Genomic DNA, 13,187 nt, shown 5'->3' with positions numbered 1-13,187 from the left:
AAGGTCTGGGAAGTGCCGCAAGGCACGCGCAACTCGCGCGGCAAGCCGATCGTCAACATGTTCCCGCTGGCTGATGGCGAGAAGGTCACGGTGGTGCTGCCGGTCAAGGAATTCAGCGAAGATCACTACGTCTTCATGGCGACCTCGCGCGGCACGGTCAAGAAGACCCCGCTGTCCGACTTCTCCAACCCGCGCAAGGCCGGCATCATTGCCGTGGACCTTGACGACGGCGACTACCTGATCGGCGCCGACCTCACCGACGGCAAGCACGACGTCATGCTGTTCTCGGATTCGGGCAAGGCCGTGCGCTTTGACGAAAACGACGTCCGTCCGATGGGCCGCAACGCCCGCGGCGTGCGCGGCATGATGCTGGAAGAAACGCAGACCGTCATCGCGCTGCTGGTGGCCGGCGACGAAACGCAGACCGTGCTGACCGCAACCGAAAACGGCTATGGCAAGCGCACCCCGATCGGCGAATACACGCGCCACGGCCGTGGCACCAAGGGCATGATCGCCATCCAGACCACCTCGCGTAACGGCAAGGTGGTCGGCGCGGTGCTGGTCAACCCGACCGACGAAATCATGTTGATCACCACCGGCGGCGTGCTGGTGCGTACCCGTGTCGCGGAAATCCGCGAAATGGGGCGCGCAACGCAGGGCGTCACGCTGATCAACGTTGATGACGGCAGCACGCTGTCCGGCGTACGTCGTGTTGTGGAAAGCGACGCTGACGACGACGGCGAGCTGGACGATGACGTCCAAGCCGAAGACGGTCAGGCGGAAGGCGGCGACGATACCAACGGCGCAACGGATTCGACGGAACCTACGGAGCAATAATGGCCCGCCCCTGGAACTTCTCGGCAGGCCCCTCGGCCTTGCCCGAGGTGGTATTGCAGCAAGCAGCAGCTGAGATGCTGGATTGGCATGGCAGTGGCATGTCGGTGATGGAAATGTCCCATCGCGGCAAGCACTTCGTGCAGATCTGCGACGAAGCCGAATCCGATTTGCGTGATCTGCTGGGCTTGCCCGCTGATTACGCGGTCATGTTCATGCAAGGCGGGGGTTCCGGGGAGAACGCCATCGTCCCCATGAATCTCATGGGGCGCCGGGGCACGCCGGCCGCCGACTTCGTCGTGACGGGCCATTGGTCCAAGCGTTCGTACAAGGAAGCGGCCCGCTACGGCAGCACCCACGTCGCGGCAAGCAGCGAGCAAGCCATCCAGCTGGATGGCCGCGAGCAGGCGCCGTTGACCTGGGTGCCGCCGGTCGATACGTGGAACGTGCGCCAGGAATCGGCCTACCTGCATCTTTGCAGCAATGAAACGATTGGTGGGGTCGAGTTCATGGACTGGCCCGACACCGCCGCGCTGGGCGCGCCCGATGTGCCGCTGGTGGTGGATGCGTCGTCGCATTTCCTGTCGCGGCCCATGGATATCACGCGTTGCGGCATGGTGTATGCCGGCGCGCAGAAAAACGCAGGCCCGGCAGGCGTGACCATGGTCATTGCCCGGCGTGACCTGATCGGCCACGCCTTGCCGATTTGCCCGTCGGCGTTCGACTACGCCAACGTGGCCGCCGAGCATTCGCGCTACAACACACCGCCCACCTTCGCGATCTATGTCGCCGGCCTGGTGTTCAAGTGGGTCAAGGCCAACGGCGGCGTGGCGGGCATGGAAGCCGCCAACAAGGCCAAGGCCGACCTGCTGTACGGCTACCTGGACGGCAGCGGTTTCTTCCGCAATCCCATCCACGCGCCCGTGCGTTCGCGCATGAACGTACCGTTTGTGCTGCGCGATGAATCGCTCAACGACGCCTTCCTGCAAGGCGCCGATGCGGCGGGGCTGACCCAACTGAAGGGTCACAAGAGCGTGGGCGGCATGCGCGCATCCATTTACAACGCCGTACCGCTTGCCGGGGTCGAAGCGTTGGTCGAGTACCTGAAGGAATTCGAGCGCCGCTATGGATGAAGACCTGCAACGCAAGTTGCGCCCCTTGCGCGAACGCATCGATGCGTTGGACGCGCAGATCCTCGACCTGCTTTCGCAGCGCGCCCGCGCCGCGTTGGAAGTTGGCGAAGCCAAGCACGCCGCACAGGCCGATGGCCCGGTGCTGCGCCCCGAGCGCGAGGCCGAAGTCATTCGCCGTTTGCAACAGATCAACCCGGGCCCGTTTCCGAATGCGGGCGTGGCGTCGGTCTGGACTGAAATCATCTCGGCCTGCCGTGGCCTGGAACGCGGCATGACGGTTGCCTACCTGGGCCCGCAAGGTTCGTTTTCCGAGCAGGCGGCGCTGGAACACTTTGGCCACGCCGTCCAAAAGCTGCCGTGCGTGTCGTTTGACGAGGTGTTCCGCGCGGTTGAGGGCGGGCAGGCCGACGTGGGCATGGTGCCGGTCGAAAACTCCACCGAAGGCGCCGTCAACCGCAGCCTGGACCTGCTGCTGAACACGCCGCTGACGATCCTGGGCGAGCGTTCGCTGGTGATCCGCCATTGCCTGATGTCGCAGTCGGGCACCATGGATGGCATCAAGACCATTTCCGCGCACCCGCAAGCGCTGGCGCAGTGCCAGGGCTGGCTGACACGCAACTATCCCGATGTGGAACGGGTTGCGGCGTCCAGCAATTCCGAAGCGGCGCGCGCCTCGGCGGGGGACCCGACCATCGCGGCCATTGCCGGCGAAGTGGCCGCGCCCGCCTGGAATCTTCAAGTCATCGCGGCCGGCATCCAGGACGATCCGCACAACCGCACCCGGTTCCTGGCCATCGGCAATATCCAGCCGCTGGTCAGCGGCAAGGACAAGACCAGCCTGATCCTGGCCGTGCCCAACCGCGCCGGCGCCGTCTACGAAATGCTGGCGCCCCTGGCGGACAACGGTGTGTCGATGACCCGCTTCGAGTCGCGCCCCGCGCGCACCGGCCAGTGGGAATATTATTTTTACGTCGACGTCCTGGGTCATCGTAATGATCCGAACGTTCAGCGCGCGCTTGCCACGTTGCAGGCGCAGGTTGCCTACCTGAAGGTGCTGGGTTCCTACCCGGCGCCGTGAGCCCACACCATGACCACCGCATCCAAGCCCCTCGTTGCCCCGGCGCATGTCAGCGCCATTGCGCCCTATCAGGCGGGTAAGCCCATCGAAGAACTGGCCCGTGAATTCGGGTTGGATCCGGCGGGCATCGTCAAGCTGGCCTCTAATGAAAACCCGCTGGGCATGCCCAAGTCGGCTCGCACCGCGATGTTGGCCGCGGCCGAGTCGCTGGCGCGTTATCCGGACCCGAACGGCTTCGATCTGAAGGCCGCGCTGGCCGAACGCTATGGCGTGCCGATGAATTGGATCACGCTGGGTAACGGCTCGAACGACATCCTGGAAATCGCGGCGCTGGCGCTGCTGGAGCCGGGATCGTCCGCCGTCTACGCGCAACATTCGTTTGCGGTCTATCGGCTTGCCACACAAGCGCGCGGTGCACGCCACATCGTGGTGCCGGCAAAAGACTACGGCCATGACCTTGACGCGATGTTCGACGCCATTGCCGACGACACGCGCTTGCTGTTCATCGCCAATCCGAATAATCCCACCGGCACCTTCGTGCCTGGCGACAAGGTTGCGTCCTTCCTGGAACGTGTGCACGCCGCGCATGGTGACCGGGTCACCGTGGTGCTGGACGAGGCTTACAACGAATATCTGGATCCGGAATATCGCTTCGACAGCACCGCGCTGGCGCGCCGTTTTCCGAACCTGATCATTTCGCGCACGTTCTCCAAGGCCTATGGGCTGGCGGGGCTGCGCGTGGGCTTCTCGGTGTCGCAGCCGCCCTTGACTGACTTGCTCAATCGCGTGCGTCAACCGTTCAATGTCAATACGCTAGCGCAGGCCGCGGCTATTGCCGCCCTGGGCGATGCGGCCTACCTTGAAGAGGCCTATGCGTCGAACAAGTCGGGCAAGGCGCAGCTGTGCGCCGCGTTCGATCGGCTTGGGCTGCGCTATGTGCCCAGCTTCGGCAACTTCGTGCTGGTGCACGTGGGCGACGCGCCCCGCATCAATCTGGAATTGCTCAAGCGTGGCGTGATCGTTCGCCCCGTGGCGGGCGATGGCCTGCCGGAATGGTTGCGTGTGTCGATCGGGTTGCCTGAAGAGAATGCCCGCTTTATTGATGCCCTGACCGACATCCTGGCCACATGAACGACGCGTTACCTTCTTCCGATCAGGGGGCCGCTGGCCCCCTGATTCCTGTATTGGCCGTGGTGGGCGTGGGGTTGATCGGTGGGTCGTTTGCCGCCGCGCTGCGCCAGGCAGGGCAGGTGGGGCGCGTGCTGGGCGTGGGGCGTAACGCCTCGTCGCTGGCGCGCGCCGTTGAGCTTGGTCTGATCGACGAAGCCGTCAGCGCCGAAGATGCCGCCGCACGCGCGGATCTGGTTCTTCTGTCCACGCCGGTCGGTGGCCTGAAAAATGTGTTGTCGCGGATGCTTCCCCATCTGGGCGACAACACCGTCGTCACCGATGCGGGCAGCACCAAGGCCGAAGTCGTCGATGCGGCGCGCCAGGCGTTGGGCGAGCAAATCGGGCGCTTCGTGCCAGGGCATCCGATTGCCGGCGCCGAGCGCACGGGCCCCGACGCCGCCGATGGCGCGCTGTATCGCCAGCGTACCGTCATCTTGACGCCGTTGCCGCAGAACAGCGCCGCCTCCATCGCGCTGGTGCGACGTGCTTGGCAAGCCTGCGGCGCCAGCGTGATCGACATGGGCGCCGATGCGCACGATCGCGTGCTGGCCTCGGTCAGCCATTTGCCGCACCTGTTGTCTGCCGTCTATATGGAGCAGGTGGCCACGGCCGCCGACGCCCGCACACGCCTTGACCTGGCGGGTAGCGGATTTCGCGATTTCACGCGCATCGCGGCGGGTTCGCCCGAGATGTGGCGCGATATCTTTTTATCCAATCGCGACGCGATGCTGGCCGAGCTTGCCGATGTGCGCGCCGTTCTGGATCGAGCCGAACGCGCCATTGCCGATGGCGACGACGCGGCCTTGCTGGCTTTGCTGGACACTGCGGCCCAGGCGCGCCGCAAGTGGCAACAGGAGTAACTGACATGGGCGCTTTGCCTTATCTGGACCTGCCGCGCGTGCGGCAGGCGCACGGCGTAATGGCCTTGCCCGGTTCCAAGAGCATTTCCAACCGCGTGTTGCTGTTGTCGGCCATCGCCGAAGGCTGCACGCGGATTACCGGGTTGCTGGATTCCGATGACACGCGCGTCATGTTGGGTGCCTTGCGCCAATTGGGCGTGCAGGTGTCTGACCTGGATGCCGGTCGCGTCACGGTAGAGGGCGTGCGCCGTTTTCCAGTTGAAAGCGCGGATCTTTTCATGGGCAATGCGGGCACCGCGATTCGTCCGCTGACCGCCGCGTTGGCCTTGATGGGTGGTGACTACCGCCTGTCGGGTGTTCCGCGCATGCACGAACGGCCCATCGGGGATCTGGCTGATGCGCTGAATGCACTGGGCGCACGCATCGATTATCTGGGTCAGCCCGGCTATCCGCCGCTGCATATCGGCCGTGGTCAGATCGCCGACGAGGCGGTTACGCGCGTGCAGGGCTCGGTATCCAGCCAGTTCCTGACGGCCTTGCTGCTGGCCGCGCCCTTGCAGGCCGGCCGCAGCGGCAAGCCCGTGACCCTGGAAGTGGTCGGCGAGCTCATCTCCAAGCCCTACATTGAAATCACGCTGAACCTGATGGCACGGTTCGGCGTGCAGGTGCAACGCGACGGCTGGAGCCGCTTCGTGATCGAAGGCGGGGCGGGCTACCGCAGTCCGGGCCAGATCGCGGTCGAAGGCGATGCCTCGACAGCGTCCTACTTTCTTGCGCTGGGCGCGATCGGCGGCGGCCCGCTGCGCGTGACCGGCGTGGGCGCTGACAGCATCCAGGGCGATGTCGCCTTTGCCGACACGCTGGCGCAAATGGGCGCCACGGTGGCCTACGGCCCCGACTGGATCGAGGTTTCGGGCGTAAGGGTGGCCGACGGGGCGCGCTTGAAGGCGTTCGATGCCGACTTCAACCTGATTCCGGACGCCGCCATGACCGCGGCGGCGCTGGCCTTGTATGCCGACGGTCCTTGCCGGCTGCGTAACATTGGCAGCTGGCGCGTCAAGGAAACGGACCGCATCCATGCCATGCAGACCGAGCTTGAAAAGCTGGGGGCAACGGTGGAATCGGGACCCGATTGGCTGCGGGTCATCCCGCCGGCGCAGGACGCCTGGCGCGACGCGCACATCGGCACGTGGGACGATCACCGCATGGCCATGTGCTTTTCATTGGCGGCCTTCGGGCCCGCCGCCGTCCGAATTTTGGACCCGGGTTGCGTCAGCAAGACGTTCCCGGGTTATTTTGATGTCTACGCAAGCCTTGTGTCGGCCTAGCGCACTTTCCCCATGACTTCCACTTCATTGACTGACTCTTCCGCCGCCGTCATCACGATCGATGGCCCCACCGCGTCCGGCAAGGGCACGGTGGCCCATCGCGTCGCCAAGGCGCTGGGCTGGGCCGTGCTGGACAGTGGCGCACTGTACCGGCTGACCGCCCTGGCTGCCCTGAATCAAGGCGTGTCCGTCGACGACGAACCCGGCGTGGCGCGCGTGGCGGAAACGCTGGATGTCCGCTTTGACGGGCCTCATGTGTACCTGGCCGGCGTCGATGTCGGGCACGAGATCCGGCGCGAAGAAGTCGGTAATTTCGCGTCGCGCGTCGCTGCGTTTCCCGGCGTGCGCCGGGCGCTGCTGGAGCGCCAGCGCGCGTTTCGTCGGCCCCCCGGGCTGGTCGCGGACGGTCGGGATATGGGCACCGTGGTGTTCCCGGACGCGTCGCTGAAGGTGTTCCTGGTTGCCGATGTGGTGGCCCGGGCCGAGAGGCGGCGTAAGCAGTTGATCGAAAAGGGAATTTCTGCTAATCTAGACGACCTTCTGCGAGACATGCGCGAGCGAGACGCCCGCGATACCGAACGCGCCACGGCGCCGCTGGCTCCCGCAGCAGACGCACACGTGCTGGATTCATCTGATTTGACGATTGCAGAAACGGTGCAGGCAATACTGGATTTTTGGCAGCAGGCCGGCAATAAGGCGAAAGGCTGAGGCAAATAGCTTAGGCAAATAGCTTAGGCGAATAGCTTAGGCAAATAGCTTAGGCAAACAGCTGATTTGCCGGATTCTGCGCTGCAAAATCGCCCGGACGATACAACGTATTACGAACGTACAACGTCCGGGCCTAGTTTTATTTGATTAGGCCCTGTCCTCGCCAGGCGCAACCCCCACGGGCCACCCCGCAGGGCAAACCGGCAGGCAGGTATTTTGACTCCACTGTGGCGGGCAATCCGCTGCGGTGTGTTCTTAACGGCCATTTCGGCCCAATGGATTTCAACCCCATGTCTTCCGTTTCCACTACCGCCACCGGCGGCGAAAGCTTCGCCGACCTTTTCGCACAAAGCCTCAAGAGCCAGGACATGAAGTCCGGCGAGGTCATCAGCGCCGAAGTCGTGCGCGTCGACCATAATTTCGTCGTCGTCAACGCCGGCCTGAAGTCCGAAGCGCTGATCCCCCTGGAAGAGTTCCTGAACGACCAGGGCGAGCTCGAAGTGCAACCCGGCGATTTCGTCTCGGTGGCCATCGATTCCCTGGAAAACGGCTACGGCGACACCATCCTGTCGCGTGACCGCGCCAAGCGCCTGTCGGCCTGGCTGCAACTGGAAAAGGCCCTGGAAAACGGCGAGCTGGTTACCGGCACCATCACCGGCAAGGTGAAGGGCGGCCTGACCGTCATGACCAACGGCATCCGCGCGTTCCTGCCCGGTTCGCTGGTGGATCTGCGTCCGGTCAAGGACACCACCCCGTACGAAGGCAAGACCCTCGAATTCAAGGTCATCAAGCTCGACCGCAAGCGCAACAACGTTGTGCTGTCGCGTCGCCAAGTGCTGGAAGCCAGCATGGGCGAAGAGCGTCAAAAGCTGCTCGAAACCCTGCACGAAGGTGCTGTGGTCAAGGGCGTGGTCAAGAACATCACCGATTACGGCGCGTTCGTTGACCTGGGCGGCATCGACGGCCTGCTGCACATCACCGACATGGCATGGCGTCGTGTGCGTCACCCGTCCGAAGTCCTGCAAGTGGGTCAAGAAGTCGAAGCCAAGGTTCTCAAGTTCGACCAGGAAAAGAGCCGCGTCTCGCTGGGCGTCAAGCAGCTGGGCGAAGATCCGTGGGTGGGCCTGGCTCGCCGCTACCCGCAAGGCACCCGCCTGTTCGGTAAGGTCACGAACCTGACCGACTACGGCGCGTTCGTCGAAGTCGAAGCCGGCATCGAAGGCTTGGTCCACGTGTCCGAAATGGACTGGACCAACAAGAACGTCGACCCGCGCAAGGTTGTTACCCTGGGCGAAGAAGTCGAAGTCATGGTCCTGGAAATCGACGAAGACCGTCGTCGTATCTCGCTGGGCATGAAGCAGTGCCGTCAAAACCCGTGGGAAGAGTTCGCCACGAACTTCAAGCGCGGCGACAAGGTCCGCGGCGCCATCAAGTCGATCACCGACTTCGGCGTGTTCGTTGGTCTGCCTGGCGGTATCGACGGCCTGGTTCACCTGTCCGACCTGTCCTGGACGGAAACGGGCGAAGAAGCCGTGCGCAACTTCAAGAAGGGCGACGAGATCGAAGCCGTGGTTCTGGGCATCGATACCGACAAGGAACGCATCTCGCTGGGCATCAAGCAGCTGGAAGGCGACCCCTTCAATAACTTCGTCGCCACGTTTGACAAGGGCGCGGTTGTTCCGGGCACCATCAAGTCCGTCGAAGCCAAGGGCGCTGTTGTCACGCTGTCCGTGGACGTTGAAGGCTACCTGCGCGCTTCCGAGATCTCCTCGGGCCGCGTTGAAGATGCCACCACCGTTCTGAACGCCGGCGACAACATCGAAGCCATGATCGTCAACATCGACCGCAAGACGCGTTCGATCCAGCTGTCGATCAAGGCCCGTGACAACGCCGAGACCGCCGAAACGATCCAGCGCATGTCCGACGCCAGCGCTTCGTCCGGCACCACCAACCTCGGCGCGCTGCTGAAGGCCAAGCTGGACCAACAGCGCAACGACGGTTAATTCGTGACCAAGTCGGAGCTGATCGCCGCCTTGGCGGCCCGCTATCCTCAGCTGGCCGCCCGCGACACCGATTACGCCGTCAAGACCGTGCTGGATGCGATGACCCAGGCCCTGGCCTCGGGTCAGCGCATCGAGATCCGCGGCTTTGGCAGCTTCTCGTTGTCGCAGCGGTCTCCCCGCATCGGCCGCAATCCGAAGTCCGGCGAACAGGTGCTGGTGCCTGGTAAACAGGTACCGCACTTCAAGGCAGGCAAGGAATTGCGCGAACGGGTTGACCTGGTCGGCGGCAATGACGAGGACGCCCAGTCTTCTGGATCGGGTGAACCGATGACGTCAATGGCAAGTTTGCACGCCATGCACTGACGAATCGGCTAGTAAGGCTGCCTACGGGCAGATCGGACCGAGAACAGGCCCCTTGAGAAATCAAGGGGCTTTGTTTTTTCCGCTTCGGATTCGTCCCGCTTTTGCGGGGATTTTTTTTCTTGGACGCTTAAGACGTCGCTTACAATTGGCAGTCTTGAATTCTCTGGAGCATGCGTCATGCGCTATCTAGTCTGGGCCCTGCGATTGCTCGTGTTTATTGCGGTGTTGATGTTCGCCTTGAAGAACACCGACCCGGTCGCCGTGAAGTTCTACGCGGACTACGTCGTGCAAGATGTGCCGCTGATCGTCGTGATGCTGGTCGTGTTCGTTGCCGGAGCCTTGTTCGGCCTGTTGCTGACCGTGCCCGCCGCCATGCGCCGCCGCCGCGAAGCCATGCGCTTGCGCCGCGAACTCGACCGTGTCCAGGCCGCCGTCAACGGCACCACGCCCGTCGTGCCCCCCGAAGCCGTTGCCCCGATGTCGCCGCTTTGATGGCGCGCCGCTCGTCGAACGTCCCGCAACCGCATCCCGCACTGATTTACCGCAAGAGCCCGAAACGTGGATTTTGAACCTTGGTGGCTGATTTTCGTGCCGGTGTTGTTCGCGCTGGGCTGGCTGGCCGCGCGCTTTGACATCCGGCAAATGCTTCGGGAAACGCGCAGCCTGCCCGATTCGTATTTCCGGGGGCTGAACTTCCTGCTCAACGAAGAGCCGGACCGTGCCATCGACGCGTTTGTCGAAGTGGCCAAGCTGGACCCCGAAACAACCGAGCTGCACTTCGCGCTGGGCAGCCTGTTCCGTCGCCGAGGCGAAATGGAACGCGCCATCCGCGTGCATCAAAGCCTGCTCAGCCGTTCCGATCTGCCTGATGCCGAGCGCGAGCATGCACAGCATGAACTCGCGCAGGATTTCCTGAAGGCCGGCATGCTGGACCGCGCCGAAAGCGGTTTCGAACAGCTCAAGGACACGCGCTACGCCCTACCGGCGCTGCGCTCCTTGATTCGAATTTTTGAATCCGAACACGACTGGCCACGCGCCATCGAAGCGGTCAAGACCTTGCAGGGCCTGGTCGATGAACCGGTCCCGCAAATCGTGCATTACTACTGCGAGCAGGCGCAAACCGCACTGTCGGCCAAGCCGGCGGACGTCGACGCGGCGCACAAAGCGCTGGACGCCGCCGACCATGCCTTGTCCACCACCGATGCGTCGGTGGGCAAGGGCGCCAAGGTGCGCACGGCGATGCTGCGCGCGCGACTGGCGTCGCTGGAACAGGACCCCAAGCGCGAGCGGCTTTACCTGGAATCGGTCATGACCGACGCGCCGGAATTCGCCGGGCTCGTGGCCGAGTCGCTTCTGGCCAACTATCGCGCCGCCAACCAGGTCGAAGCGGGGCTTGATTTCCTGCTCAAGCAATATCAACGGCACGCGTCGCTGGACCTGTTCAACGTGGTGTTCCGCGAATTGCGCGTGCAGCAGGGGTCTGACGTCGCGTGGGCGTTCGCGCGCGGTGCGTTGCGCAGCCATCCGTCCTTGCTGGGGCTGGATCGCCTGCTGGAAGCCGAACTGGCCAACCCGGAAAGCGGCGCGGAAAGCGGGCCGGTGCCGGGCGCCGACCTGACGCTGCTGCGCAGCCTGATTCACAAGCATACGCAACGCCTGGACCGCTATGCGTGTCGTAGTTGCGGTTTTCAAGCGCGTCGTTTTTACTGGCAATGTCCCGGCTGCAACGCCTGGGAGACCTACGCGCCGCGCCGCCTGGAAGAACTTGAATGAAGCCTTTTCCCGCCGAAGCCATTTCCCAAAGCCGCGTCCTTGTCGTGGGCGACGTGATGCTGGACCGCTACTGGTTCGGTGAAGTCGAACGCATTTCGCCGGAAGCGCCGGTGCCCGTGGTGCGGGTCGCGCGCCGTGAAGACCGCCTGGGTGGCGCCGCCAACGTCGCGCGCAACGTCGCGGCGCTGGGCGGGCAGGTGACGCTGGTGGGCGTGCTGGGCGAAGACGAGGCGGGCGAGAGCATCCGTCACTTGTCCGCCGAGGCCGGCATCCGTGCCGATCTGATCGCCGACCCCTCGCTGCACACCACATTGAAAATGCGCGTGCTGGGCCGTCAGCAGCAATTGCTGCGCGTGGACTTCGAGCAGCATCCCGAACAAGCCGCCCTGGACAGCGTGGACGCCGCGCTGGCGCGTCATCTGTCCAACCACGATGTGCTGGTGTTGTCCGATTACGCCAAGGGCGTGCTGACCCGCGTCGAATCGTTGGTGTCCATGGCGCGCCATGCAGGCATACCGGTGCTGGTAGACCCCAAGGGCGACGACTATTCGCGCTATCGTGGCGCCACCCTGGTCACGCCCAACCGGGCTGAAATGCAGCAGGCCGTGGGCCGCTGGAATTCCGAAGCCGAACTCACCGATCGCGCGCAGCGTCTGCGCGCCGACCTGGATCTTGAAGCCCTGCTGGTGACGCGGTCCGAGCAGGGCATGACATTGTTTACCGATGCGGGACGCGACCACATCGATGCGCAGGCGCACGAAGTGTTCGACGTGTCGGGTGCCGGCGATACGGTATTGGCCACGCTGGCCGTGTCGCGCGCCATTGGCTTGCCGTGGGCCGAATCGATGGGCTGGGCCAACAAGGCCGGCGGCATCGCCGTGGGCAAGCTGGGCACCTCTGTCGTCACCGCCGCGGAACTCGCAGGAGAAATTTCATGATCGTCGTAACCGGAGCCGCGGGCTTCATCGGCAGCAATCTGGTGCGCGGGCTTAACCGCCGTGGCATCCATGACATCATCGCGGTCGACGACCTGACCGAAGGCGACAAGTTCGTCAACCTGGTGGACTGCCAGATCGCTGAATACATGGACAAGGACGACTTCCGCCGGCGCGTGGCCGACGGCAGCCTGCCCGCCGTGCGCGCCGTGTTGCATCAGGGCGCCTGCTCGGACACCACCGAGCGCAACGGCCGCTACATGATGGACAACAACTACCGCGTCACGCTGGAACTGTTCGAGTTCTGCCAGACGCGGCGCATTCCCTTCCTGTATGCCTCGTCCGCCGCCGTCTATGGTGGCTCGTCCGTCTACGTCGAGGACCCGGCCAACGAAGGCCCGCTGAACGTCTACGGTTACTCGAAGCTGCTGTTCGACCAGGTGCTGCGCAAGCGCATGGACAGTCTGACGGCGCAGGTGGTCGGGCTGCGTTATTTCAACGTTTATGGCCCGCATGAACAGCACAAGGGCCGCATGGCCTCGGTGGCGTTTCACAACATGAACCAGTTTCTGGAACACGGGCATGTGCGCCTGTTCGCGGGCTGGGACGGTTATGTGGACGGCGGTCAAAGCCGCGATTTCATCTCGGTTGAAGACGTCGTGGCGGTCAACCTGCATTTTCTGGACCATCCCGATCAGTCCGGCATCTTCAATTGCGGCACGGGCCGTGCACAACCCTTTAATGACGTGGCCGCAGCCGTGGTGAATGCCTTGCGTGCCGAGCGCGGCGAGGCCGAGCTGACGTTGGCGCAATTGGTCGAACTGGACTTGATCCGCTACATCCCGTTCCCGGAAGACCTGAAGGGCCGCTACCAAAGCTATACGCAGGCGGACGTCACCCAGCTGCGCACCGCCGGGTTCTATGCGCCGATGCGCGACGTGCAGACCGGTGTTGCCGAGTACGTGCGCTATTGGCGCGCGCGCCGCTAGCCGCCAGGGGGCC

At 63.9% G+C, this 13,187-nt stretch carries 13 protein-coding genes; all 13 read left to right on the top strand.

The genetic code is table 11. From position 1 onward, the window contains the following. On the top strand, positions 1–837 hold an 837-nt coding region (locus ACNPP0_RS24710; RefSeq protein ID WP_448707268.1), incomplete at its 5' end, for a DNA gyrase C-terminal beta-propeller domain-containing protein. Next, entirely contained in the window at positions 837–1,967 is a 1,131-nt protein-coding gene (serC, locus tag ACNPP0_RS24705; RefSeq protein ID WP_448707267.1) for a 3-phosphoserine/phosphohydroxythreonine transaminase, read from the top strand. The genes ACNPP0_RS24710 and serC, both read left to right, overlap by 1 nt. Continuing rightward, positions 1,960–3,045 (top strand): prephenate dehydratase, encoded by a 1,086-nt coding sequence (gene pheA / locus ACNPP0_RS24700; RefSeq protein ID WP_448707266.1) that lies wholly within the window; start codon positions 1,960–1,962, stop codon positions 3,043–3,045. Before serC ends, pheA begins: the two co-directional genes overlap by 8 nt. A gap of 9 nt (positions 3,046–3,054) precedes the next feature. Next, the gene (gene hisC, locus ACNPP0_RS24695) at positions 3,055–4,176 is read left to right on the top strand and encodes a histidinol-phosphate transaminase (protein WP_332610499.1); all 1,122 of its coding nucleotides are present in this window, start codon (positions 3,055–3,057) and stop codon (positions 4,174–4,176) included. Further along, complete coding sequence (locus tag ACNPP0_RS24690) at positions 4,173–5,075, top strand: prephenate dehydrogenase (RefSeq protein WP_448707265.1); 903 nt, start codon at positions 4,173–4,175, stop codon at positions 5,073–5,075. Before hisC ends, ACNPP0_RS24690 begins: the two co-directional genes overlap by 4 nt. 5 nt (positions 5,076–5,080) lie before the next feature. Continuing rightward, positions 5,081–6,403, top strand: coding sequence for a 3-phosphoshikimate 1-carboxyvinyltransferase (aroA, locus tag ACNPP0_RS24685; protein ID WP_448707264.1), 1,323 nt, complete (start codon positions 5,081–5,083; stop codon positions 6,401–6,403). Between the two features lie 12 nt (positions 6,404–6,415). After that, on the top strand, positions 6,416–7,111 hold the full coding sequence (cmk, locus tag ACNPP0_RS24680; RefSeq protein ID WP_332610496.1) for a (d)CMP kinase: 696 nt from the start codon (positions 6,416–6,418) through the stop codon (positions 7,109–7,111). A gap of 290 nt (positions 7,112–7,401) precedes the next feature. Continuing rightward, positions 7,402–9,114 (top strand): 30S ribosomal protein S1, encoded by a 1,713-nt coding sequence (gene rpsA, locus ACNPP0_RS24675; protein WP_332610495.1) that lies wholly within the window; start codon positions 7,402–7,404, stop codon positions 9,112–9,114. 3 nt (positions 9,115–9,117) lie between these two features. Then, positions 9,118–9,477: an integration host factor subunit beta gene (locus ACNPP0_RS24670; protein ID WP_046802728.1), complete on the top strand. Its 360-nt coding sequence runs from the start codon at positions 9,118–9,120 to the stop codon at positions 9,475–9,477. A gap of 177 nt (positions 9,478–9,654) precedes the next feature. Further along, a complete protein-coding gene (locus ACNPP0_RS24665) occupies positions 9,655–9,969 on the top strand; it encodes a LapA family protein (protein WP_006225143.1) in 315 nt (104 codons plus the stop codon). A 66-nt stretch (positions 9,970–10,035) separates the two neighbouring features. Further along, positions 10,036–11,250: a lipopolysaccharide assembly protein LapB gene (lapB, locus tag ACNPP0_RS24660; RefSeq protein ID WP_332610492.1), complete on the top strand. Its 1,215-nt coding sequence runs from the start codon at positions 10,036–10,038 to the stop codon at positions 11,248–11,250. Next, positions 11,247–12,188 carry a D-glycero-beta-D-manno-heptose-7-phosphate kinase gene (gene rfaE1, locus ACNPP0_RS24655; protein ID WP_332610490.1) on the top strand — a complete coding sequence of 314 codons (942 nt, stop codon included), beginning with the start codon at positions 11,247–11,249 and terminating at the stop codon, positions 12,186–12,188. Before lapB ends, rfaE1 begins: the two co-directional genes overlap by 4 nt. Next, positions 12,185–13,174, top strand: coding sequence for an ADP-glyceromanno-heptose 6-epimerase (gene rfaD / locus ACNPP0_RS24650; RefSeq protein ID WP_332610486.1), 990 nt, complete (start codon positions 12,185–12,187; stop codon positions 13,172–13,174). Before rfaE1 ends, rfaD begins: the two co-directional genes overlap by 4 nt. Positions 13,175–13,187 lie beyond the last annotated feature (13 nt).

The sequence above is a fragment of the Achromobacter semiaridum genome (assembly GCF_053543755.1).
The sequence above is the reverse complement of the archived record's forward strand: the minus strand, read 5'-3'. Positions and strand labels throughout refer to the sequence as shown.